At 75.7% G+C, this 22,025-nt stretch carries 18 protein-coding genes; 3 read left to right on the top strand and 15 right to left on the bottom strand.

Annotation, left to right across the window (positions count from 1 at the left end):
* The first annotated feature begins 200 nt into the window (after positions 1-200).
* The gene (locus K7862_RS32845; RefSeq protein ID WP_372461712.1) at positions 201-2,183 is read left to right on the top strand and encodes an AfsR/SARP family transcriptional regulator; all 1,983 of its coding nucleotides are present in this window, start codon (positions 201-203) and stop codon (positions 2,181-2,183) included.
* A gap of 333 nt (positions 2,184-2,516) precedes the next feature.
* On the opposite strand, the gene K7862_RS32840 is transcribed toward K7862_RS32845, so the two are convergent.
* From K7862_RS32840 to K7862_RS32800, 9 genes are all read right to left on the bottom strand, one after another.
* Positions 2,517-3,680: a ScyD/ScyE family protein gene (locus K7862_RS32840; protein ID WP_222968657.1), complete on the bottom strand. Its 1,164-nt coding sequence runs from the start codon at positions 3,678-3,680 to the stop codon at positions 2,517-2,519.
* Between the two features lie 146 nt (positions 3,681-3,826).
* Positions 3,827-5,218, bottom strand: coding sequence for an alkaline phosphatase family protein (locus tag K7862_RS32835; RefSeq protein ID WP_222968655.1), 1,392 nt, complete (start codon positions 5,216-5,218; stop codon positions 3,827-3,829).
* On the bottom strand, positions 5,215-6,468 hold the full coding sequence (gene eboE, locus K7862_RS32830; RefSeq protein WP_222968653.1) for a metabolite traffic protein EboE: 1,254 nt from the start codon (positions 6,466-6,468) through the stop codon (positions 5,215-5,217). The genes K7862_RS32835 and eboE overlap by 4 nt, the downstream gene beginning before the upstream one ends.
* A gap of 3 nt (positions 6,469-6,471) precedes the next feature.
* Positions 6,472-7,320: a TatD family hydrolase gene (locus tag K7862_RS32825; protein ID WP_222968651.1), complete on the bottom strand. Its 849-nt coding sequence runs from the start codon at positions 7,318-7,320 to the stop codon at positions 6,472-6,474.
* The gene (locus tag K7862_RS32820) at positions 7,320-7,985 is read right to left on the bottom strand and encodes an EboA domain-containing protein (protein WP_222968649.1); all 666 of its coding nucleotides are present in this window, start codon (positions 7,983-7,985) and stop codon (positions 7,320-7,322) included. Before K7862_RS32820 ends, K7862_RS32825 begins: the two co-directional genes overlap by 1 nt.
* Positions 7,986-7,994: 9 nt before the next feature.
* On the bottom strand, positions 7,995-8,915 hold the full coding sequence (locus tag K7862_RS32815; protein ID WP_222968647.1) for a sugar phosphate isomerase/epimerase family protein: 921 nt from the start codon (positions 8,913-8,915) through the stop codon (positions 7,995-7,997).
* Positions 8,912-9,889, bottom strand: coding sequence for an SCO3242 family prenyltransferase (locus tag K7862_RS32810; RefSeq protein ID WP_222968645.1), 978 nt, complete (start codon positions 9,887-9,889; stop codon positions 8,912-8,914). Before K7862_RS32810 ends, K7862_RS32815 begins: the two co-directional genes overlap by 4 nt.
* Positions 9,886-11,043, bottom strand: a complete 1,158-nt coding sequence (locus K7862_RS32805; protein ID WP_308012319.1) for an inositol-3-phosphate synthase — start codon at positions 11,041-11,043, stop codon at positions 9,886-9,888. Before K7862_RS32805 ends, K7862_RS32810 begins: the two co-directional genes overlap by 4 nt.
* A 628-nt stretch (positions 11,044-11,671) precedes the next feature.
* Positions 11,672-12,757: a polyprenyl synthetase family protein gene (locus K7862_RS32800; RefSeq protein ID WP_308012318.1), complete on the bottom strand. Its 1,086-nt coding sequence runs from the start codon at positions 12,755-12,757 to the stop codon at positions 11,672-11,674.
* A gap of 591 nt (positions 12,758-13,348) precedes the next feature.
* On the opposite strand from K7862_RS32800, the gene K7862_RS32795 reads away from it, so the two are divergent.
* Together K7862_RS32795 and K7862_RS32790 are read left to right on the top strand one after the other, a co-directional pair.
* Positions 13,349-13,978, top strand: a complete 630-nt coding sequence (locus K7862_RS32795) for a hypothetical protein (RefSeq protein WP_222968641.1) — start codon at positions 13,349-13,351, stop codon at positions 13,976-13,978.
* On the top strand, positions 13,975-14,163 hold the full coding sequence (locus K7862_RS32790; protein WP_222968639.1) for a hypothetical protein: 189 nt from the start codon (positions 13,975-13,977) through the stop codon (positions 14,161-14,163). Before K7862_RS32795 ends, K7862_RS32790 begins: the two co-directional genes overlap by 4 nt.
* On the opposite strand, the gene K7862_RS32785 is transcribed toward K7862_RS32790, so the two are convergent.
* The 6 genes from K7862_RS32785 to fni all read right to left on the bottom strand — a co-directional run bounded on the left by K7862_RS32785 (position 14,126) and on the right by fni (position 22,020).
* Positions 14,126-15,616 (bottom strand): lyase family protein, encoded by a 1,491-nt coding sequence (locus K7862_RS32785; RefSeq protein ID WP_222968637.1) that lies wholly within the window; start codon positions 15,614-15,616, stop codon positions 14,126-14,128. The two genes, K7862_RS32790 and K7862_RS32785, sit on opposite strands and share 38 nt — an antisense overlap.
* Positions 15,613-17,553, bottom strand: coding sequence for an FAD/NAD(P)-binding protein (locus tag K7862_RS32780; protein WP_222968635.1), 1,941 nt, complete (start codon positions 17,551-17,553; stop codon positions 15,613-15,615). Before K7862_RS32780 ends, K7862_RS32785 begins: the two co-directional genes overlap by 4 nt.
* 123 nt (positions 17,554-17,676) lie before the next feature.
* The gene (locus K7862_RS32775) at positions 17,677-18,651 is read right to left on the bottom strand and encodes a 3-oxoacyl-ACP synthase III family protein (RefSeq protein WP_222968633.1); all 975 of its coding nucleotides are present in this window, start codon (positions 18,649-18,651) and stop codon (positions 17,677-17,679) included.
* Positions 18,652-18,683: 32 nt separating this feature from the next.
* Positions 18,684-19,859 carry a hydroxymethylglutaryl-CoA synthase gene (locus K7862_RS32770; RefSeq protein ID WP_222968631.1) on the bottom strand — a complete coding sequence of 392 codons (1,176 nt, stop codon included), beginning with the start codon at positions 19,857-19,859 and terminating at the stop codon, positions 18,684-18,686.
* Positions 19,856-20,923, bottom strand: coding sequence for a hydroxymethylglutaryl-coenzyme A reductase family protein (locus K7862_RS32765; protein WP_222968629.1), 1,068 nt, complete (start codon positions 20,921-20,923; stop codon positions 19,856-19,858). The genes K7862_RS32770 and K7862_RS32765 overlap by 4 nt, the downstream gene beginning before the upstream one ends.
* Positions 20,920-22,020 (bottom strand): type 2 isopentenyl-diphosphate Delta-isomerase, encoded by a 1,101-nt coding sequence (fni, locus tag K7862_RS32760; protein ID WP_222968627.1) that lies wholly within the window; start codon positions 22,018-22,020, stop codon positions 20,920-20,922. Before fni ends, K7862_RS32765 begins: the two co-directional genes overlap by 4 nt.
* Positions 22,021-22,025: the final 5 nt, after the last annotated feature.

The following is a 22,025-nucleotide window of genomic DNA, read 5'->3' as shown; positions in this document are numbered from 1 at the left end:
CGCCCGGGCCGGGCGGTCGGTGTCGCCGGGCGGGCGCGGCCCCCCTGTGCGGGTCGGGGCGGGGGGCGGGCCGAGGTGGGGGGATGGGTGAGGATGGGGGCATGCGGATCGATGTGCTCGGCGCGGTGCGGGCGCGGCACGAGGACGGCGGCCCGGTCGCTCTGGGCGGGCCGCGGCACCGCGAGGTCCTGGCCCGTCTCGTGGCCGCCGGGGGCCGCATCGTCACCACCGACACCCTCGTCGCCGACCTGTGGCCGGATCCGCCGGCCGGCGCGGTCGGGGCGCTGCGCACCTTCGTCGCGGCCCTGCGCCGCGCCCTGGAGCCGGGCCGCCCGCCCCGCACCCCGCCGCGTGTGCTGGTCACCGAGGGCCCCGGCTACGCGCTGCGCCTGCCGCGCGAGGCGGTGGACGCCCACCGCTTCGAGGACGCCCTGACCGCCGCCCGGGCCCGGCCCCAGGCCGTCGCCGCCCTGTCCGAAGCCCTCGCCTCCTGGCGCGGCCCCGCCTACGCCGACGTGACCGACTCCCCCTGGGCCCAGCGGGAGAGGGCCCGGCTGGAGGAGCTGCGGCTGGAGGCGGTGGAGGTGCGGGCGGGCCTGGTGCTGGAGTGCGGGCAGGACGCCGGTCTGGCCGCGGAGCTGGGCGCGCACGTCCTGGAACACCCGTGGCGTGAGCCGGCCTGGGGCCTGCTGGCCCGGGCGCTGTACCGGCAGGGACGTCAGGCGGACGCCCTCGCCACGCTCCGCCGCGCCCGCACCATGCTCGGCGAGCAACTCGGCCTGGACCCCGGCCCGGACCTGGCACGCCTGGAGACCGCGATCCTCACCCGCTCCCCCGCCCTGGACCCGCCGCGTCCGCCGGCCGGACGGCAACCGGGCGGCGGCGCGGGACCGTTCCCGGCGGCCGATCCCGCGGCGCGGCCGGGCACCGCGACCGGGCAGCAGGCAACACCCGGCAACGGGGAGCCGTTGCTGCCGGGAGCGGGGCTGGGGCCGCGGACGACGGTGGAGGTGGCCCGTTCCCTGGCGCTGGCCGGCGGGGACGCGCTGGTCTCCTCCCGGTGGCACCGCCTGGCCGCGATCGGGGCGGCGGCGCGGACCGGGGACGCGGTGCTGACCGCGCGGGTCATCGGCGCCTACGACGTGCCCGCGTTGTGGAGCCGGGCCGACGATCCCGCGCAGAGCGCCGCGGTGGTCGCGGCCGCCGAGCGGGCCCTGACCGCGCTCGGGCCCGGCGGCCCGCCGGGCCTGCGGGCCAGGCTGCTGGCGACCGTCGCGGTCGAGAGCCGGCCCGCGGACCTGTCCGATGCCGCGCGGGAGCGGGCCGGGCAGGCCGCCGGGCAGGCGCTGGCGCTGGCCCGGGAGCTGAGGGCCGCGGGGCGCGGGCAGGCCGCGGGGGGCGGGGAGGACGCCGGGGCGCTGGCGTTCGCGCTCAACGGGGTGTTCCTGCAGTCCTTCACCCGCCCGGGACTTGCCGCCCGCAGGGACGAGATCGGCGCCGAGATCACGGCCGTGGCCGGCCGGCACCGGCTGCCGGCGTTCGCGATCCTCGGCCACCTGGTGCGGCTGCAGTCCGCGTCGGCGCTCGGTGACCTGGAGCGCGCCGCGGGCTTCGCGGCGGCCGCCGAGGAACTGGCCGCGGACACCGAGGCCCCGCTGGTGGCGGTGCTGACCGCGTGGTTGCGGGCCCGGGTCGCGGCCGAGGGCGGTGTGACGGCGGGCGGCCCGTCCCCGGCGGCGGCCGCGGCCGCCTACCGCGCCGCGGACGCGGGCCTGGCCGCGGCGGGCATGCCGGGGCTGCACCGGGGCCTGCTGCCGCTGGCCCTGCTGGGGCTGGCCCTGCTGCACGGCCGGCCCGCACCGGCCGATCCCGCGCTGGACTGGGGCCCGTACCGGCCGTGGGCGGAGCCGTTGCTGCGGATGGCCGAGGGCCGCACGGACGCGGCCCGGGCGGCGCTGGCCGCCGTGCCCGATCCCCCGCACGACCACCTGCAGGAGGCGCTGTGGTGCCTGACCGCCCACGCCGCGGTGCTGCTGGGCGAGCGGCCGGCGGCCGCGCGGGCGGTGAGCGCACTGCGGCCGGCCCGCACCGAGATCGCGGGCGCGGCCAGCGGCATGCTCACCCTCGGCCCGGTCGCCGGCTACCTCGCCCGCGCGCAGGCCTGCGCCGCCGGCACCGGCTGAACCCCGGGACCCGGGCGGCCGGTCGGGTCGCGGCAGCGCAGGGCGGCCCGGCGCCCTCACCGCGCCGAGCCGGCGGTGTGCCCGGCCCCGGCGGGCGCCCGGCGCAGGACCGCGGACGCCCACCGGGCCGAAAACAGGACCACGGACCGGACCGGACCGGACCCGGCACCCTCGGGCCTGGCCCGGCCCGGGGCCGGGCCAGGACCACGCAGGGGCCGGCCCCGGGCGGGCACGCTCAGGCCCGCGCCGGTTCGGGCCGGGGCCGGTTCGGGCCGGGGCCGGTCGATTCCGGGCGGGCCGGCCGCGGCGTGGCGGTGATGGTGAAGGCGGGGGTCAGGAGGCGGCGTTGGGGAACTTCAGGAGCTGGCCGCTGGTGCCCTGGGTGTTGTTGGTGACGTAGACGTCGCCGCCGGCGGTGACGGCCAGGCCGGTGGGCTGGTTGAGGACGCCGCCGGTGTCGATGGTGGTGGCCGCGCCGGTGTGCCGGTCGATGCGGATCAGGGCGCCGGGCAGCGTCTGGGTCGGGGAGGTGCCGCCCTGGGTGTAGGACAGCACGATCAGGTCGCCGTCGGGGGCCAGGTCGACGTCGATGGACCCGGTCAGGCCGGTGGCGAAGACGGTGGGCGCGCTGCCGGGCACGTACCGCCAGATGCGGCCCAGGCCGGTGCGGATGCCGCTCATGTCGGTGATGTAGAAGGCGCCGTCGCGGCCGCGGACGATGCCGGTGGGCACCGCTTCGGCCTGTCCGGCCGGCGCGTCGGGGGTGACGGTGCCGGGCGTGGTCGTGGTGGGGACGACGTTGTTCGGGAACAGCACCGCGGTCTCGGTGGTGCCGTCGGGGTGGATGCGGATCAGGTCGTTGGCGCCGGCGTCGGTGGCCAGGAAGTCCGCGCCGTCCCGGGCGAAGTGCCAGGGGTTGGAGTACACGTCGTTGTTGCCCAGGGCCGCGTCGGGGTCGTGGAGGGCCTCGTGTTCGCCCAGGTCGCCCAGGATCCGGCCCTTGGCGATGCTCAGGGTGCCCAGCGGGGCCGCGTCCGGGCCGAGGGCGGCGCGGGTGTCGGGGGTGCCGGACAGGCCGTACAGGACGCGGTAGGAGGTGCTGGTGGGTCCGGCGTCGGCCTCGATGGGGCCGCTGACCACGCCGGAGCCGTCGGCCCGCACGATCAGCTGGGAGGGCAGGCCGGTCACGACGCGGCCCTGCCAGGCGCCCTTGATCCGGTACAGGGAGGCGGTCAGGCCCAGGCACTGGGAGTTGGGCGTGGTGCAGGCGGTGGCCGGGCCGGATCCGGCCTCGGTGACCAGCAGCGACCCGTCGGGCTGGATCCGGACCGCGCGCGGGTTGTGCAGGCCCGAGGCCACGACGACCGGGGCGGTCGCCGGGCGCGGGTGCCCGGCCGGCGCCGCGGCCTGGCTGGGGGCCACGGCCGCCGACAGGCTGCCGATGACGGCCGCGGCCAGGAACGCCCCGGTCCAGGACGACTTGCCTACTCGTAACATGTCTCTCCTCAGCGTGGACGCCCCCGTGGTCCGGGGGCGGGGTGCGACCGGCGCCGCGCTCGGGCGCCGGAAGACTGTCGCCGGATCACCGCGGCGGCCGGCCGGGCGGGGCCGTGCCGGGTGACGGGCGGTCGGGCGGGGTCAGGTCAGGTCAGGCCGGCCAGGCGCAGCAGCAGGGCTTTGACGTCGGTGGCGGCCAGGGGTCCGGTGACCTGCCCGGGGCGGGAGCACAGCAGGACCGGGCCGTCCTGCGGGTGGTCGGGCAGCCGGCCGTGGCTGCCGCGCACGGCCTCGCCGTTCAGGGGCACGACGGCCATGCGGTAGCGCAGGCCGAGTTTCTTGCGGGCCAGCGCGGTGGCGGCTTTGACCTTCACGTAGGGGTCGTGGGGGTCCATGAACAGTTCGGCCGGGTCGTATCCGGGTTTGCGGTGGATGTCGACCAGGGCCGCGAAGTCGGGGGCGGCGGCCTCGTCGAGCCAGTAGTAGTAGGTGAACCAGGCGTCGGATTCGGCGATGGCGACCAGTTCGCCGGCGCGCGGGTGGTCCAGGCCGTTGTCCTTCTTGCCCTGGTCGTCCAGCAGGTGGCTGATGCCGGGCAGGTCGGCCAGGGCGGCGGTGACGGCCGCGACGTCCTCGGGGCGGCGGATGTAGACGTGGGCGATCTGGTGGTCGGCGACGGCGAACGCGCGGGAGGCGGTGGGGTCCAGGTACTCCATGCCGTCCTGGGTGTGGACCTCGAGGAATCCCGCGCGGCGCAGCGCCCGGTTGATGTCGACGCCGGTGCGGACCTCGGTGATGCCGTACTCCGACAGCGCCACCACGGTGCGGCCCTCGGCTTCGGCGTCGGCCAGCAGCGGCGCGAGCGCGGTGTCCAGGTCGGTGGCGGCCTGCCGGGACCGGGGGTCGTTGGGGCCGTGGCGCTGCAGGTCGTAGTCCAGGTGCGGCAGGTAGCACAGGGTCAGGTCGGGGTGGCGGGTGCGGTTGACGTACCGGGTGGCGTCGATGATCCAGGTGCTGGAGGGCAGGCCGGCGCCCGGGCCCCAGTACTGGAACAGCGGGAAGGTGCCCAGTTCGGCCTGGAGTTCGTCGTGCAGGGCGGCGGGGCGGGTGTAGCAGTCGGGTTCCTTGCGGCCGTCGGCGTAGTAGACCGGGCGGGGGGTGACGGTCCAGTCGACGTCGGCGCCCATCGCGTACCACCAGCAGATGTTGGCGACGCTGTAGCCGGGGTGGCGGCGGCGGGCGGCGTCCCAGAGTTTGTCGCCCTCGACCAGGGCGTTGTGCTGCCGCCACAGCAGGATCTCGCCCAGGTCGCGGAAGTACCAGCCGTTGCCGACGATGCCGTGCCCGTCGGGCAGGGCGCCGGTCAGGAACGTGGACTGGGCGGTGCAGGTGACCGCGGGCAGGACCGCGCCCAGTTCGGCCTGCGAGCCGGTCTCGGCCAGGCGTTTCAGGTGCGGCATGTGCTGCAGCAGCGCGGGGGTCAGGCCCACCACGTCGAGGACGAGCAGCGGGGCGGGCGGCGCGGGGTCGGGCGTCACGGCTGCTCCTTCAGGCCGAGGCCGGTCAGCAGGTCGCGGGCGAAGGCCAGTTCGGCGGCGATGCCGTCGGCCAGGGCGGCGTCGGTGGTGGGGCGGGCGCCGGCCGGCAGGGCCTGCCAGGTGTAGGTCTCCACCTCCAGGTGGTGGACGGCGGCGGCCGGGGTGTCCAGCAGCAGGCCCACCGCGGCCGTGGTGACGTCCAGGGTGGAGGACAGCGGCGGGGAGGGCGGGGAGGTCAGCGGGACGTGGAAGTGGGAGCGCCACGGCACCGAACGCGGCAGCGGCCCCTCCTCCGCGCCGGCCCCCGGCCCGCCCGTCCCGCCGGTTCCGGTCCGGGTGGCGGGGTCCTGGGCCGAGGATGCCGGGGGTGGGGGGGCGAGGGCGGGGCCGAGGTCGTCGGTGCCCAGCAGCCGGCCCTGGTGGCGGGCGCGGGTCTGGTGCAGGAAGCGGGGTTCGTCGAAGGCGGCCAGGGCCGCGCGGACGGCGGCGTCGGCGGGGTCGGCGGCGTGCAGTGCCGCGGAGATCTGCACCTTGGTCACCGCGATCCCGGCGCGGTCCAGGCCGGCCAGGGCGGTTGCGGGGTCCTCGAAGCTGGTGGCCAGGTGGCAGGTGTCCAGGCACACCCCGATGCGGCCGGCGGGCAGGCCCGCAAGCCACCGGGCGGCGTCGGCGGTGGTCTCCACCACGCAGCCCGGTTCGGGTTCCACGGCCACCTGGATGCTGCGGCCGGTCTGGTCGTGCAGGCGGTCCAGGCCGGCGGCGAGCTCGGTCAGGGCGGTGCGGGCGCGGGCGGCGGCCGCGGCGTCGAAGCCGGTGCGCCAGGCCAGCGGCAGGGTGGAGATGGTGCCGCCGGCCGCGTCGTCGGGCAGCAGCCGGGCCAGCAGGCCGGCCAGCGCGAGGGTGTGGGCCAGACGCTCGGGGTGGGTCCAGTCCGGCTGGTAGACGCGGTGTTTGACGTGCCGGCCGCCGAACCCGGAGTAGGGGAAGCCGTTGAGGGTGACCACTTCCAGGCCGCGGCGCTCCAGTTCGCCGCGCAGTTCGCCGACCGCGGCCGGGGAGGCGGTCAGTGCCCGCACCGCGTCGGCGGCCAGCCACAGGCCGACGCCGAGCCGGTCGACGCCCAGGCGGCGGCGGACCGGCTCGCAGTGGGCGGCCAGTTGCGCCAGCACCCCCTCCAGGGTCTCGGCCGGGTGGACGTTGGTGCAGTACGCCAGGTGGACGGTGGTCCCGTCGGGGTGGGTGAACCGCATCGCTCACTCGCCCCCGCGGGCCAGGGAGTTGCCCTCGTGCGCCGCGCCGGGCTCGGCGACGTCCAAGGCCAGGCGGCCGCTTTGCCCGTAGAAGGCCACCGGGTTGCGCCACAGCACCAGGTCGACGTCGTCGTCGCTGAACCCGGCCTGCAGCATCGCCCGGGCGACCTTCACGGTCTTCAGCGGGTCGCTGTGGCCCCAGTCGGCGGCGGAGTTGACCAGGACCTGCTCGGTTCCGTACTCCTTGAGGACCGCGACCATCCGCTGCTCGTCCATCTTGGTGTCGGGGTAGACCGAGAAGCCCAGCCACGCCCCGGACTGCCGGGCCGCCTTGACGGTGGTCTCGTTCAGATGGTCCAGCAGCACCCGGCCGGCCGGCAGCGCGGACTCCTCGACCGCCTCCAAGGTCCGCAGCAGCCCGGTGAGCTTGTCGCGGTGCGGGGTGTGGACCAGCGCGGGCAGGCCGTGGTCGGCGGCCATCTGCAACTGCGCGGCCAGCGCCGCGTCCTCGGCCGGCGTCATCGCGTCGTAGCCGATCTCCCCGACCGCCACCACCCCGTCCTTGACCAGGTAGCGGGGCAGCACCTCCAGGACCGGCAGCAGCCGCGGGTCGTTGGCCTCCTTGGGGTTGAGGGCCAGCGCGCAGTGGTGCGCGATCCGGTGCTGCGCGGCCCGGAACGGCTCCCAGCCCAGCAGCGCGTCGAAGTAGTCGCAGAAACTGTCCGGGCTGGTGCGCGGCTGCCCCAGCCAGAACGACGGCTCGACCAGCGCCCGCACCCCCGCGGCGTGCATCGCCCGGTAGTCGTCGGTGGTGCGGGAGGTCATGTGGATGTGCGGGTCGAAGATGCGCATCACGCTCTCCCTGCTGCACAAAGCGCCAGGACGTGGCGCAGGTCGTCGGGGACATCACGGCCGGCGGCGGTACGTTCGGCGGCGAAGTCGGCCAGCATGCGGGCCAGTTCCCCGTCGCCGGCCGCCCGCTGGGCAAGCGCGGCGACCGCGGTCACCGGCACACCGGTGAACAGGCACTTGAGCACCGCGTGCCGCCAGGCGTGGGCGGGCAGGTGCGCCGCGGCGTACGGGCCCAGCGCCGCGGCGATCAGCCGGGTGTCGTTGGTGCGCAGCGCGTCCTCCACCAGCGGCAGACCCTCCTGCCCGGTCAGCTCCAGATACGGCAGGGCGCGCAGCACCGCCAGGCGCTCGGCGGCGCTGCCGTGCCGGTACAGCCGGGCCACGGTCGCCGCCGGCGGGCGGGCGGTGTGCAGCAGCAGCACCCGCGCGGCCGCCGCGGTCTCCGGCGTGCCGCAGGCCCGCCCCGCCGCGGCGAACCGCAGCTCCCACACCGGCACCGCGCCCGCCGGCCCGTCCGGGACACCGGACGCGGGAATGCCGGCGGGGGTGCCGGCGGGGGTGGGGCCGCTGCCGGGGGTGGGGCGGGCGGTGGCCAGGGCCGCGGTCAGCCAGGCCGCGCCCTGCGGGGCCAGGCGGGAACGCAAGTCCTCTTCGGTGACGAGCATGCGGCCTCCTTACGCCGGCCCGGACACGGGAACGGACACGGGAACGGACACGGTCACGGGTGCGGGCGGGGGTGCGGGTGCGGGCGGGGGCGGGGGGAGGTGGGTGCGCAGGAACCGCACGGCGGCGGCGGCCTGTTCGGGGCCGGCGTGGCTGTGGCGGGGCAGTTCGACCACGGTCAGGCCCTGGTAGCCGCAGTCGCGCAGGGCGGCCAGGACCGGCGGGAAGTCGATCTCGCCGTCGCCGAACGGCAGATGCTCGTGGACGCCGCGCCGCATGTCCTCGATCTGCACGTGCCGCAGCCACGGCGCGGCCTGCGTCACGCACGCCTGCGGCGTCAGGGGTTCCAGGCACTGGCAGTGCCCGATGTCCAGGGTCAGGCCCAGCGCGGGCGGGTCGCCCATCAGGGCGCGCAGGTGGTGGAAGTCGGCGAGGCAGCCAACCAGGTGGCCGGGTTCGGGTTCCAGGGCCAGCGGGAGGCCGGCCCGCCCGCACGCGTCGAGCACCGGTTCCAGGCCGGCGGTCAGGCGCTGCCAGGCGGTGGCGGGGTCGGTCGCGGCGGGCGGGATGCCGCTGAAGGCGTGCAGGGCGTGCGCGCCCAGGTCGGCGGCGATCCGCGCGGCGGTCGTCAGCAGGCCGGTGCGCTCCGCCCGCTGCCCGGCGTCGGCCTCCAGCAGGGACGGGCGGTGTTTGCGGCGCGGATCCAGCACGTAGCGGGCGCCGGTCTCGACGGTCACCGTCAGGCCGAGGCTCTGCAGGCGGGAGGCCACCCGTGCCACGCGGGCGGCCAGGCCCGGGCCGAGCGGGTCGAGGTGCATGTGGTCCAGCGTCAGCCCGACGCCGTCGTAGCCGAGTTCGGCCAGCAGGCCCAGGGCGTCGTCCAGCCGCAGGTCGGTCAGGCCGTTGGTGCCGTATCCCAGGCGCAGGCTCACGTCGGGCTCACCTTCCTCGCCCAGGCCCGGGCCAGCGGCAGCAGCGCGGCCAGCGCCCCGGCCGGGGCGGCGGCGCCCGCGCGTGCGGTCAGCGCCGCCTGCAGCGGGATCATCGCGCGGATCTGCCCGCCCACCGCGGCCTGTGTCAGCGGCGGCGAGGGGTTCAGGCAGGCGTGCAGCAGCGGCCGGGCCGCGGTGGCGACATAGCCGCCGGCCAGCACCGCCGGCACCCACCCGGCCGGGCCCGCCCCGCCACCGCCCGAGCCGCGGCGGCGGGCTCCGGTCACGGCACGGGTGGTGAGCGGGCCGGTGGCGGTCAGCGCGCCCAGGGCGGCGGTGGTGCCCAGCGCGGCCAGCGGCACACCGGCCGCGCCGCCGGTGGTCTCGTGCCGGGAGACGGCGGTGGTGGCGTAGGTGTGCGCGGCCAGCGCCGCGGCCGGCAGCACCGCCCGCCCCAGCCCGGCCGTCCCAGGCCCGGCCCGCCCGGCGGCGCCCGGACCGGCCTCCCCCGCATGGGCGCCGGCGGCGGTGGCGGCGGTGGCGCCGAGCAGCAGGTCCAGGCCGCGGGCGGCGGCCATCGCGGCCGGGCCGGCGGGGGTGTGTTTCAGGCGCAGGTCGTAGGCCCAGACGGTGGCGGCCAGTGCGGTGGCGCACCAGGCGGAGCGGCGTCCGGTGGCGGCGGCCAGGCCCAGGCCGGCGGCGGTCAGGCCGGCCGCGGCGGCAAGGGCCCGGCCGGGGCTGATCCGGCCCGAGGGGATGGGCCGGTGCGGGCGCGCGAGGCCGTCCTCGGCCCGGTCGGCCCAGTCGTTGAGGGCCATGCCCGCGGCGTACAGGCACAGCGAGGCGCCGGCGGCCAGCGCGGTCCGCGCCCCCGGGCGGTGGCCGGTTGTCGCGGCTCCGGCCAGGGCGTCGCCGGGGACGGTCGGCAGCGCCGAGATGCGCAGGAGTTCCGCCCAGTCGCTTCCGGTGCTCACCGTGCCCGGCCCAGGTCGGCGGCGAACGCGGTCAGCGCCTGGTACTGCTGCGCCAGCGCCGGGGCCGCGTGGTCGTCGGGGTCCTTGAAGTAGAAGCCCAGCTGCGGCAGGGGGCCGCTGAGGCCGGCCTGGTGGGCGCGGGCGGCCAGCCGGGCCAGGTCCAGGACCAGGGGGGCGGCCAGGGCGGAGTCGCAGCCCTGCCAGATCGTCTGCAGGATCATCCGGGAGCCGAGGAACCCCTCGAAGGCGACGTGGTCCCAGGCGGTCTTCCACTCCCCCAGGGCCGGCACGTCGTCGATGTGGACCTCGCCCTCGGGCATCGTGCCGAGGTTGTCGGCCAGGACCCGGTTCTTGCCGGCGTTCTTGGCCGCGGCCGCGGCCTGGTCGGCCAGCGCCGCGCCGTCGCCGCCGCCCAGCAGGTTCGTGCCCGACCAGGCCCGCACCTCAAGGGCCCGCTGGTGGAACATCGGCGCCAGCACCGCGCGCAGCAGTGTCTGCCCGGTCTTGCCGTCCCGGCCGGCGTGCGGCACGCCGGCACCGGCGGCCAGCGCGGCCAGCGCCGGGTGGCGGATGCCGGTGGAGGGGGTGAAGTTGACGTAGGCGCAGCCGGCGCGCAGCGCGGCCGCCGCATACAGCGAACTGGCCGGCAGCCGCTCGTCGCCCGCGCCGGGCAGCGGTTCGGTGGAGGCGACGTTGACCACCACGGTCCGCGCCACGCCGGTGCGGGCGGTGAAGCCGGCGATGTCGCCGGTGAACGCGGCGATGAGCTGCTCGTCGCTGCGGCCGTCGCCCGGCAGCGGCCCGCCGGTGCGGATCTCCCGGTCGGCGGCGGCCAGTTCGGTGTGCACCGAGCCGGCCAGGCCCGGCGGCAGCACCCCCTGCTCGGCCAGTGCCTCGGCGCGTTTGGGCAGCGACCAGTCGACGGTGTCGTGCCCGCCGAAGACCAGCGACGCCAGCGGCGGCAGGCCGGCCGAGGCGAACGCGGGGGTCTCGGTGACCATGCCCGTCGGCGGGCGCAGGCCCGCCGCGAGGGCGGCGCACCCGGCGACGGCGGTCGTGGCCACCGAACCGCGGGCCCCGATGAACCACACGCCGGTGCGCTGCCCGCGCCCGGGCTCGGGACCGGCGGCGGGCTGCTTGGCATCGTCGGACACGGAAACGACCTCCTCGACAACCGGAAAAAAAGGGGGGGCGGGCGTGGGGGGATGACGGCCGTCACCGCATGCGGGCATGCCGGGACCGGACCGGAAGAGAAAAAAGGGGGGTGAGAACGGCCCGCCGCACGGGGTCGAGCGTTGAGGCCGGCACCGCAACGAGGCCGGGCGGGCGGGTCCCGGGGCCCGGCACGCCACGGGCCGCGCGGGCGGCGGTGCGGTCAGGAAAGGGCGGCCGGGGCCGGCGGGCGGGCGGGCGGCGGGCCGGCGGTGGCCGGCACGGCAGCGGCGGGCGCCGGGGGTGCGATCCGTCCGGGATCGGGCCCGGGAGGCGTCAACTGGTCGGCCACAGGCAACGGGTGGACCTTCCTGAACACAGGGCGGGAACGGGGGCGGGCGCAGGAGCTGAGGGGCTGAGGGGCGGTGCCGGACGCCGCACAGTCTGCTCCCGGACCCTCGACACCGGCTCGGGTCCGGTTCGAGATCACTGTGCGCGCCCGGCCCCCGCACCGCCTCCCGCCTGCGCACATGCCCGCCCGCGCGGACCTCCCGCCTGCGCACATGCCCGCCCGCGCGGACCTCCCGCCGCCGCCCCCGGCCCGCCCCGGGCCTGTGCCGGGCGGTGGGGTCAGGTGGTGCGGTAGGCGACCTTGTGGGCCATGTCGGTCAGTTCGGCGCGCCACTGCTGGTCGATGGGTGCGTCGGCGATGGCCTTGCAGCCGCGTTCGACCAGGGCGGCGATGTGGGCTTCGACGTCGGCGGGCACGCCGGTCTCCAGCAGGCGGCGGCGGACCTGTTCGGGGGTGTGGCCGCCCTGGGTGATCATGGCGTGGATGCGGTCGTCGCGTTGCATCGCCCAGCCCAGCAGCAGGGTCATCTTGTGCTGGGCGAAGTCCAGCCCGGCGGGTTTGCCGGTGTCGGCGGTGTCGCCGAAGGCGTCCAGGAGGTCGTCGCGCAGCTGGAAGGCCTCGCCGACGGCTTCGCCGTACTCCTCGAAGGCGGGGGCGAGGTCGGGGCGGCCGGCGGCGGCGGCGCCGACGACCAGGGGCCGGTGGATGCTGTAGCGGCCGGACTTGATGACGGCGATGAGCCGGGACAGGCGGGGGTCGACGCTGAACTCCGCGGCGGCGGCCAGGTCCATGTACTGGCCGATCATCACCTCCGAGCGCAGGGTGTCCCAGGAGGCGATCGCGGACCGCGGGGCGGCCGACATCAGCTGGCTGCTGTAGACCAGGGCGAGGTCGCCGACGAGGATGGCCACGCCTTCACCGAAGCGGCGGGCCTCGCCCTGCCAGTGGCGGGCGGTGTGCTGGTCGATGTGGCGGGTGTGGACGGTGGGCTGCCCGCGGCGGCGGCTGGAGTCGTCGACGACGTCGTCGTGGATCAGCGCGGAGATGTGCAGCATCTCCACGGCGGCGGCGGCCGCCACGATGCCGTCGTCGTCGGCCTGTTCGCCGATGGCGCCGCCGGCGGCGAGGTAGCCGGTGATGCAGAACGCCGGGCGGATCCGTTTGCCGCCGGAGGCGATCAGCTGCGACAGGGCGTCGACGGGCACCACGGCGTGCTCGTCGACGGCCGCCCAGGTCTGCCGTTCGGCGGCCAGGAAGGACCGCAGGCGTTCCTCCACGCACTGCAGCAGGTGCGCTGCGGCGGCCCGCGCGGGCGCGGCCTGCTGCGGCCCGGTGCCGAACCAGGTGGTCATGTCGTTGGACACAGCACTCTCCTCAACTGGGTTTCGTCACGGGACAGATGGCCCGGGCGCGCGTGCCCGCACCGGGACAAACGAGCGGGCGCGGCCGAAGGTGTGGCGAGGGATGCGGCCGGGGGTGCGGCCCGGGGGGGGTGGGCGTCCGCCGTGCCCATGCTGCCGGGCCGTGGCGGCAGGAGTCTGGAGTCCCACTGTAGGGACGATGGACTGCGCATGGTGAGCGTTGACACCTTCAACTTCCCCGTGGAATTCTCCCAGTGCACCCGTAGATTCGTCCGGTCTCGTCTGGGGGCAGGGAAAGCACATTATGCGCTGTCCACCGAGGACGTCAGGGCCGCTGGCCGGCCCGCCGGGACGGGAAATCACCGATGAATAAGGGCCGGAATTTCGTTGTGTTTTTCCGGCCGGGCCGCGCGGCCGTGGTGCCGCGGTGTGGCACGGGAACGCAAGGGTGCGATGCGCAAACCGGCCGGGACTGCTCCCGGTGGTGACGCGGCCTGTGAGCGGGGCCGCCGTCCGGAGGTGAACTGCAGCATTCCGCGCGGGAATTCGGGGCCTGTGCGGTGTGCCAGGCGAATGACCCCGGAAAGGAGATTCATGGAGTTTCACGCATGCGCAAGAAACCATCCCATGCAGCTCCGCGCGGCGTCCGGGTCTTTGCTGTGCGGGCCGTGTATCGAGCAGGTGGAGGGTAATCTGCGGGCGCTTCCGCCGCTGTATCAGGAGAGCCTTCACCATATTGCGCCGGTGTCGCGGCGGATGAGCGGCACGCGGGTGTCGGGCAGCCGCAGCAAGGATCATCTGAACATGTCGGCGCTGGATGCGCGGCGGGACATCGTGGCCATTTTGGAGTCGTGGTCGGAGTTCGTCGTCGACGAGCGGGGCCGGGCCGCGCCGAGCCGGTCGGTGCCGCAGCTGACGCGGATGCTGCTGGCGAACGTGGCGTGGCTGGCCGCGCAGCCGCCGGCGGCGGACTTCGCCGACGAGATCGAGGATCTCAAGGCCGAGCTGCTGCGGGCGATCGATCCCGGGCCGGGTGACGGCGGGTCGCTGAACCGGCGGTGTGTGGTGGCCGGCTGCCCGGGGGTGATCACCTCCGCCGGGCGGGGGGCGTCGCCGGGCGGCAGGAGCAGTATCGGCTGTTCGTCGGGGCATTCGTGGGACATGCACGAGTGGATCACGCTGCGGCCGCTGGTGACGCGGGAGCGGAAGGCGGCCGGGGCATGAGCAGACCTCCGCAGGACCGGCTGGTGCCCACCGCGGTCGCGGCGCTGGCGGCCAGTGTGACCGAGGCGACGATCCGCAAGTGGGTCAGCCGCGGGAAGATCACCCGCTACGGCACGCCGGGCCGCTCCCAGTTCGACATCGACGAGGTCACCCGGATCGCTCTGGGGCGCCGCAAAGCCTGCTGAGGACGGCGGGCGCCGCGGGCAGGGGCCGCGACAGTGCTGCGGTGGTCAGCGCTGCCGCGGCCCCGGTGTAGGCGGCGGGGTCGAACAGCGCGTCGAGGCCGGTGCCGGTGTCCTGCAGGGCGGCGGTGAAGGCGGGGTCGGCGCTCAGGACGTCGCGCAGGCTGCGGCCGGTGGCGGCCGCCCGGGTGCAGGCGTCGGTCAGCAGCCGGCGGGCGCGGGCGGGCCCGAGCAGCGGCGCGAGGTGGGCGGTGATCTTCTCGGAGACGATCTGGCCGTGGGTCAGGGCGGTGTTGGCGCGCATCCGGGCCGGGTCGGTCTCCAGGTGCGTGCACAGCTCCGCGGCCTGGGCGGCGGCGCCGCCGGCCAGGCGCAGCAGGGCGCGCAGGGGTTCCCATTCGGCGTGCCAGGCGCCGGCGGAGCGTTCGTCCTCGCTGGGCACACAGGCCAGCACGGTCGCGGCGAGCGGGGGTGCCTGCAGGGCGGCGGAGCGGATCGCGGTGGCCAGGACGGGGTTGCGTTTGTGGGGCATCGCCGAGGAAGCGCCGCGGCCGGCGGGTGCCCCTTCGTGGACCTCGCCGACCTCGGTGCGGGTCAGGGACAGCACGTCGACGGCGATCTTGCCCAGGGCCGCGCACACGAACGCCGCGGCGCCGGCCAGGTCGGCGATCGGGGTGCGCAGGACGTGCCAGGGCAGCAGGGGCGCGCCCAGGCCCAGTTCGGCGGCGAACGCGGCGGTCAGTTCGCCGGCGTAGTCCTCGTGGTGGCCGGGTGCGTGCTGGAGGTAGCCGGCCAGGGTGCCGGCGGCGCCGCCGAGCTGGACGGTCAGCGCGGCGGCGCTGTGGTCGATCTTGGCGATGGCGTCCAGGACCAGGTGGCGCCAGCCGGCGGCTTTGAGGCCGAAGGTGGTGGGGACGGCGTGCAGGGCCAGGGTGCGGCCGGCCATCAGGGTGTGGTGGTGGGTGTGCGCGAGTGTGGTCAGGGCGGTGGCGGTGGCGGCCAGGTCGGCGCGGGTGATGGCCAGGGCGTGGCCGGCGACCAGGACGGTGGCGGTGTCGAGGATGTCCTGGCTGGTGGAGCCGCGGTGGACGAACGCGGCGGCCTGCTCGTCGCGTTCGGCGACCGCGGCGGTGAAGTGCCGGACCAGGGCGACGACGGGGTTGGCCGATTCGCGGGCGGCGCGGGCGATGGCGGGCAGGTCCAGGGTGGCGGTGGCGGCGGTGGCGGTGATGGCGGTGGCGGCGGCGGCCGGGACGGCGCCCAGGCGGGCCTGGGCGCGGGCCAGGGCGGCCTCGGCGCGCAGCATCGCGGTCAGCCAGGCCGCGTCGCTGACGGCGGCCGCGGCCGGTGTGCCGGCCCACACCGGGGCCAGCAGTCCGGTCTCCAGCGGCGGCGCCCCCTCGGCAGGAGCGGGGCCGGGGGTGGCGGCGGTGGTCGGGGCGGTCGGGGTGGTCATGGTGTGGGTCCCCCGGTGGTCAGGGCGGCCAGGGCGATGGCGTCGGAGTCGGTGAGGGTCACCGAGTTGACGCCGGGGCGGATGCCGGCGGCGGTGACCCAGTGGACGGCTTCGGTGGGCACGCCGAAGGCGAAGCGGCGGGGGTGGGGGTGGCCGGCGGCGTCGATCAGGTGGAAGGGGCGGGCGGTGACGGCCAGTCCGTCGGTGAGGTAGGCGCCGCGGTCGCGGGTGGGGATGCGGTGGGCGGTGCACTGGCCGGTGGTCAGCAGGTGCCGCAGCAGCCGGTCGCGGGTGCGGTGGACGGTGATCGCCGGCAGCCGGGCCTCGATCAGGGCGCGGGTGCGGACGGTGGAGCCGGGCACCAGCGGGGAGTGCGCGTGGTAGCCGTCGTCGTGGACGGTGACGGCCATGCGGGGGCCGATGACGCGCAGGATGCCGGCGTCGATGAGGGCGATGAGTTCCTCCACGCGGCGTGCCGGCGGCCCGATCGACAGGTGGGCGTTGAGGGGGGTGTACCAGTGGTCGAGGTCGTCGCGGTGGGAGTCGCCGGTCAGGCCGGCGTGGTCGACGGCCAGGCGTACTTCGTTGCGCAGGTCCCGCAGGACGTCCAGGGCGGCTTTGCGGGGGCCGCTGACGTTGCCGGCGGCGGCGTCGGTGACGTCCTCGCGCAGGTGGTCCAGCAGCCAGTGGGTGAAGTCCGCGGTGCCGGTGAAGTCCCGGTCGCGGTAGGGGCGGGCCAGCAGGTCCCAGTCCAGGCGGTACTTCTCGCCGAAGCCGTAGGCCGACAGGATCGGGTCGCTCTGCCCGGGGGTGAAGCCGGCGGCCAGGTACTCGGCCTCGAAGGTGGCGGCGCGGGTGACGTGGCCGCGGGAGGTCAGGATCGTGCGGTAGTACACGGTCTCGACCTCGCGGGCGATCAGCGGCCACAGCTGGGTGCGGAAGTCCAGGCCACCGGGGTTGTCGCGGCGCAGCGCGGCGATCGCGGCGGCGGTGAACAGCCGCGGTTCGTGCCGGCCGTGCGGGCCCTTCTCGTTCTCGCCGCGGGCCTGGTACGGCACGCCGCGCCGGGAGCCGGCGTACAGGGCCGGTTCCCGGCCGCTGGGGCGGTAGACCAGTTCGCCGTGGCGGCGGGTGAAGGCGCCGCCGCGTCCGGCGGTCAGTTCGGTGAGGTAGTCGAAGAAGTTCAGGCCCAGGCCGCGCAGCAGCACCGGGGTGCCGGGCGGCAGCAGGCGCTCCGGCAGGTCGGTGTCGGCGGGGTTGGCCGGGGCGATGTGGGTCAGGCCGGCGGCGCGGGCGCGGTGGGCGAAGTCGCGTTCGGCCGGGTCGGGGGCGGCGGGCAGGTGTCCCTGGCACAACACGACCGCGTCCAGGCCGTGCAGGGTGGTGCCGTCCTCCAGGACGACCTGCTGGCGCGGCGCGCCGGCCCGGCCGGCGCGGTGGGGTTCGTCGTCGAGGGCCACGGCGGTCAGCCGGTGGTGGTGCACGGTGACCGCGCGGGGGGCGCGGGCCAGGATGTGCCGGTAGGCCCAGGCCAGGTAGTGGCCGTAGAAGGCGCGGGTGGGGTAGGTGTCCGGGCCCAGCAGCCGGGCCTGGCGGCGCAGCGCGCCGTCGGGGTCGGCGTCGGTGGCGGCGTCGGGGTCGGCGGCCAGGGCCGCGGCCCACTGGTGCAGGCTCGGGCCGGGTTCCAGCGGGCCGGACAGGTCGACGCTGGCGTCGGTGAACACCGAGATCTGGCCGGCGACGGTGTTCATCAGCAGGTGCTCGGACTGGTCGGTGCGCCACACCCGGCCGGGGCCGGGCGGGTAGGGGTCGGCGAGGTGGATGTCGAGGCGGGAGCCGGCGGGCAGCGTACGGGCGTGCGCGCACAGTCGTTCGATCACGGACAGGCCGCGCGGGCCGGCGCCGATCACGCACACGCTGCGATGTGTCGTCGTCATGATTCCTGTCTTCGCCCGGTGGGCGGGCCCACCGGAAGGGTGGAGGGCGGCAGGTGCGGGCAGGGGCGCGAGTGACGACGACGGCGGGCGGGTGGCTGGAGGGGCCGGCGGGCGGCGGGGGGTTCACCATTGGACGAGCGCGAATCCGGCGGACATGCCGCCGCCGAACCCGGCCAGCAGGATCAGGTCGCCGCGGTGCAGGGCGCCGGTGCGCGCGGCGTGGTCCAAGGTGATCGGGATGGACGCGGCGCCGGTGTTGCCCAGGTCGGTCAGCGTCAGGTGCATCACGGCGTTGGGCAGGGCCAGGTCGGCGAAGACGGTGTCGAGCATGACGCCGTTGGCCTGGTGCGGGATGAAGTGGGCGATGTCGTCGGGGACGACGCCGGCTTCGTGGAGGAACTGCTTGGTCAGCTGCGGCAGCCGGTCCTCCACGAAGCGGCGCACGCCGCGGCCGTCCATGGTGAAGTACTGGGCGCCGTCGGCCAGGGCGGGCCCGTCCAGGGGGCGGCGGCTGCCGCCGCCGGGCACCTGGATCAGGTCCGCCAGGTCGCCGAAGGTGTGCAGCACCAGGTGCCGGATGCGGCCGCCGGTGCCGGGGCCGAGCACCATCGCGCCGGCGCCGTCACCGAAGAGGACCACCGTGCGCCGGTCGGCGGGGTTGAGGATCCGCGAGTACAGGTCGGCGCCGACGACCAGGGCGTGGCCGCCGCGGCGGGCCAGCAGGCCTTCGGCGGCCGACAGGGCGAACACCTCGCTGGAGCACACGGCGTTGACGTCGAAGGCGGCGGCGTCGGTGGCCCGCAGGTTGTGCTGGACGTAGGCGGCGGTCGGCGGCTGCGGCCGGTCGGGGGTGGAGGTGGCGACCACGATCACCGTCACGTCGGCGGGGGTGATGCCGGCCGAGGCCAGGGCGGCGCGGGCGGCGGCGGTGGCCAGGTCGGAGGTGGCCTGGTGGCCGGCTGCCCAGCGGCGCCGGGCGATCGCGGTCTTGCCGGTGATCCACGCGTCGTCGACGCCGGCGGCCGCGCCGGCCTCGTCGTTGGACACCACACGCTCCGGCACGTAGGAGCCGGTGCCGAGGATCGCGACGTCGGTCATGGGCTGGCTGTCCTTCCCTGGGGGCCGGGGGTTCAGCGGGTGGTGTAGATGCGTTTGTGGCCGCGCAGCGCGGCCAGCCGGAACGCTCCGGTGGTCTGCTCGGCGGTGGCGTGGTCGCCGCCGTCGGCGGGCAGCCGGGTGGCGTGCAGTTGCCGGTAGGTGGCGTAGTCGACCTCGCGGCGGCGGGTGACGGCCTGCTGGTGGGCGGTGGTGCGCACGGCGGTCCGGTAGCCGGGTGCGACGGTGCCGGCGAAGAACTCCGCGACGCTGCCCGAGCCGTAGCTGAGGAACGCCACCGGCTTGCCGGCCAGGTCCTGCCCGGATTCCAGCAGGGAGGCCAGCGCCAGGTACACCGAGGCGGTGTAGCTGTTGCCGATGACGGTGTTGTAGCCGGTGGTGTCGGCCAGGGCGCGGCGGGCGGCGTCCTCGTCGGTGGCGTGGCCGGTGTAGTTCAGCAGGTGCCGGTGGGCCTTGTAGGCCATCTTGGTGAACGGCTGGTGGTAGCAGAACGCGGCGAAGTCCTGCAGTGCGCGGCCGCCCTGCTCGGTGTAGTCCTTCCAGCAGCCCTCGACGGCCTGCAGGTAGGCGGTGATCGATTCCTGGCCGTCGACCAGGGCGGTGTCGCGGTAGTTGGGCCGCCAGAAGTCCATCACGTCGGCGGTGAACACCCCCGAGGGGTCCTCGATGCGCAGCAGGGCGGGGTCGGCGCTCACCAGCAGGGCGACGGCGGCCGCGCCCTGGGTGGCCTCGCCGGGGCTGTCCAGGTCGTAGCGGGAGATGTCGCTGGCGATGACCAGGACCTTCTGGGTGGGGTCGCGGCGCACCAGGCCGATGGCGAACTGCAGGCCGGCGGTGGCGGCGTAGCAGGCCTGTTTGAGTTCCACCACGCGGGTGGCCGAGGGCAGGCCGAGCAGGGAGTGGACGTAGATCCCGGCGGACTTGGCCTGGTCGATGGACGATTCGGTGGCGAAGACCAGGGTGCGGATGCCGTCGCTGCCGTGGGTGGCGATCAGCGGGGCGGCGGCGGACGCGGCCAGGGTGACGATGTCCTCGTCGGCGGCGGGCACGCTCATCGACCGCTGCCCGATGCCGACATGGTATTTGCCGATGTCGGTGCCGTTGTGGGCGGCCAGCGCGGTGTGCGGCAGGACGAACTCGGTGGTGGCCAGCGACAGGTCGTGGATGCCGATGGCGGGGTCGTGCGTCATGATCGAACACCGGCCTTCGCGGTTGTGGGGGTGCGTTCCAGGCTCATGTGGGCGCGCATCAGCTCGCCGGGGTTGGTCTGGGCGGCCAGCAGCGACAGTTCCCCGCACAGCACGGTGGCCGCGGCGATGACCGCCAGGCGCCGCGCGTTGTGTCCGGGTGGGGCCTGCTCGCGGCAGCCCAGGCGGGCCAGGTTGGTCTCCACGAAGGGCAGGCCCTTGCCGTTGCCGACGGTCCCGACGATCAGGTTGGGCAGGGTGCAGGCGAAGTACAGGTCGCCGTCGCGGTCCTCGGCCATCACCACGCCCTGGGAGCCCTCGACGATGTTCGCCGCGTCCTGGCCGGTGGCCAGGTAGAAGCCCAGCAGCATGTTCGCGAAGTGGGCGTTGGCCGAGCGGATCCCGCCGGCCAGCAGCGTGCCGAGCATGTTCTTGTGGACGTTGAGGCGGGCGATCTTCGCGGCGGTGGTGTGCAGCACGTCCGTCACCACGGCGCGGGGCACCAGCAGTTCGGTGACGACGTTCTTGCCGCGGCCCAGGATCCCGTTGATCGCGGTGGCTTTCTTGTCGGTGCAGTAGTTCCCGGAGATCGACCCGTAGGAGATGCCGGGGACGGTCTGCAGCAGGTGGGCCAGCAGCGCGTCGGAGGCCAGGGTGGCCATGTTGTGCCCGGAGGCGTCGCCGGTGGTGAACTCGAACCGCAGGAACAGCAGGTTGGCGTTGATCTCGTGCCGTACCGCGATCAGTTCGGCGAAGCGGCTGCAGGTGCGCACCACCTTGCGCAGCTCCTGCAGGGAGTCGTCCACGGTGCGGGCGGCGGCCAGCGCGGTCGCGGCGTCGGTGGCCTCCACCAGCACCGAGCGGGTCATCCGCTCGTCGACCAGGGTGGCGGTGATGCCGTGCTCGCACAGCATGGACACCTTCGCGCCGCGGCCCACCGACGGCCACAGCGGCGACTCGTAGGTGGCCAGCGGTACCGGGGTCTCGGTGGTGGCCACGTTCCCGCTGATCCTGACCGGGCCGACCCACCTCATCGGGACGCCGGCGATGGCATGCTCGGTGTTCATCGTGCTTCCCCGTCTCCCTTCCGGCCCGCCGGGCCGGTCGTCGAACGCCGGGCCAGCGCGGCGGTGTCGATGCCGCGGTCGGCGCAGAACTCCCGAAGCCGGCCGCCGATCAGCACATCGCAGGATGTGAGGGCGGCCGGGTGTGCGGCGCCCAGCAGTGTCAGCAGCGCGGCGAGCTGGTCCAGCCAGGTGGTGATCTGCGTGATCAGCGCGTCGGGGCCGCCGTCGAGCAGGGTCCGCAGGAACGTGCCCGAGGCGCCGACCGCGCCCGCGCCCAGCGCCAGCGCCCGCGCCACGTCCAGCGGATGCCGCACCCCGCCCGAGGCCAGCACCGGCAGACCGGCGCCGGCGGCGTCCAGCAGGCACGCGGCCGTCGACAGGCCCCACCCGTCGAGGTAGGCGTAGTCGCCCAGCGGCCGCCGCCCGTTCTCGATCGCCGCGAAGTCGGTGCCGCCGCGGCCGCCGAGATCGGCGACCGCCACCCCCAGCCCCGCCAGCTGCTGCACGCTGCGCCGGCTCAGCCCGAACCCGACCTCCTTGACGATCACCGGCACCTGCACGGCGGCGGCGATCGCGGCGATCTGCGGCACCCAGGAGGCGAAGGACCGGTCGCCTTCGGGCATCACCGTCTCCTGCACGGTGTTGACGTGGATCTGCAGCGCGTCCGCGGCCAGCAGATCGACCGCGGCGCGCGCGTTGTCCACCGACGCGGTCGCGTTGACGTTGGCCATCACGAACCCGCCGGGGTTGTTCTCCCGCAGCACCGAGAACGTCCCCGCACAGCCGGGGTCCTTGAAGTAGGCGCTCATCGACCCCGAGGCGATCGGCACGCCGGTCTGGTGGGCCGCGGCCGCCAGAGCGGCGTTGATCCGCCCGGTGCCCGCGCTGCCGCCGGTCATCGCGTTGATGTACAGCGGCACCGGCCAGGTCAGCCCGGCGAACGAGGTGGCCAGCGACACCTGGTCCCGGTCCAGGCCGGCCAGCGCGTGGTGGACGAATGTCACCTCGTCGAACTGGTTGCCCGCCGCGGGCCGGCGCTGCTGTTCCACCGCGAGCCGGACGTGGTCGTCCTTGCGTTGCGCGATCGTCCCTGACATGTGCG

The sequence above is a fragment of the Actinacidiphila acidipaludis genome, from assembly GCF_019890725.1.
GTDB lineage: Bacteria > Actinomycetota > Actinomycetes > Streptomycetales > Streptomycetaceae > Actinacidiphila > Actinacidiphila acidipaludis.
Note: the sequence above shows the minus strand (reverse complement) of the source record. Positions and strands in the feature narration are given on the sequence as shown.

What these genes read in the sequence shown, in the direction of transcription:
- K7862_RS32840 (WP_222968657.1), bottom strand. Translation starts at nt 3,680, where the DNA reads ATGTTACGAGTAGGCAAGTCGTCCTGGACCGGGGCGTTCCTGGCCGCG.
- eboE (WP_222968653.1), bottom strand. Translation starts at nt 6,468, where the DNA reads ATGCGGTTCACCCACCCCGACGGGACCACCGTCCACCTGGCGTACTGC.
- K7862_RS32825 (WP_222968651.1), bottom strand. Translation starts at nt 7,320, where the DNA reads ATGCGCATCTTCGACCCGCACATCCACATGACCTCCCGCACCACCGAC.
- K7862_RS32820 (WP_222968649.1), bottom strand. Translation starts at nt 7,985, where the DNA reads ATGCTCGTCACCGAAGAGGACTTGCGTTCCCGCCTGGCCCCGCAGGGC.
- K7862_RS32795 (WP_222968641.1), top strand. Translation starts at nt 13,349, where the DNA reads ATGGAGTTTCACGCATGCGCAAGAAACCATCCCATGCAGCTCCGCGCG.
- K7862_RS32790 (WP_222968639.1), top strand. Translation starts at nt 13,975, where the DNA reads ATGAGCAGACCTCCGCAGGACCGGCTGGTGCCCACCGCGGTCGCGGCG.
- K7862_RS32785 (WP_222968637.1), bottom strand. Translation starts at nt 15,616, where the DNA reads ATGACCACCCCGACCGCCCCGACCACCGCCGCCACCCCCGGCCCCGCT.
- K7862_RS32780 (WP_222968635.1), bottom strand. Translation starts at nt 17,553, where the DNA reads ATGACGACGACACATCGCAGCGTGTGCGTGATCGGCGCCGGCCCGCGC.
- K7862_RS32775 (WP_222968633.1), bottom strand. Translation starts at nt 18,651, where the DNA reads ATGACCGACGTCGCGATCCTCGGCACCGGCTCCTACGTGCCGGAGCGT.
- K7862_RS32770 (WP_222968631.1), bottom strand. Translation starts at nt 19,859, where the DNA reads ATGACGCACGACCCCGCCATCGGCATCCACGACCTGTCGCTGGCCACC.
- K7862_RS32765 (WP_222968629.1), bottom strand. Translation starts at nt 20,923, where the DNA reads ATGAACACCGAGCATGCCATCGCCGGCGTCCCGATGAGGTGGGTCGGC.
- fni (WP_222968627.1), bottom strand. Translation starts at nt 22,020, where the DNA reads ATGTCAGGGACGATCGCGCAACGCAAGGACGACCACGTCCGGCTCGCG.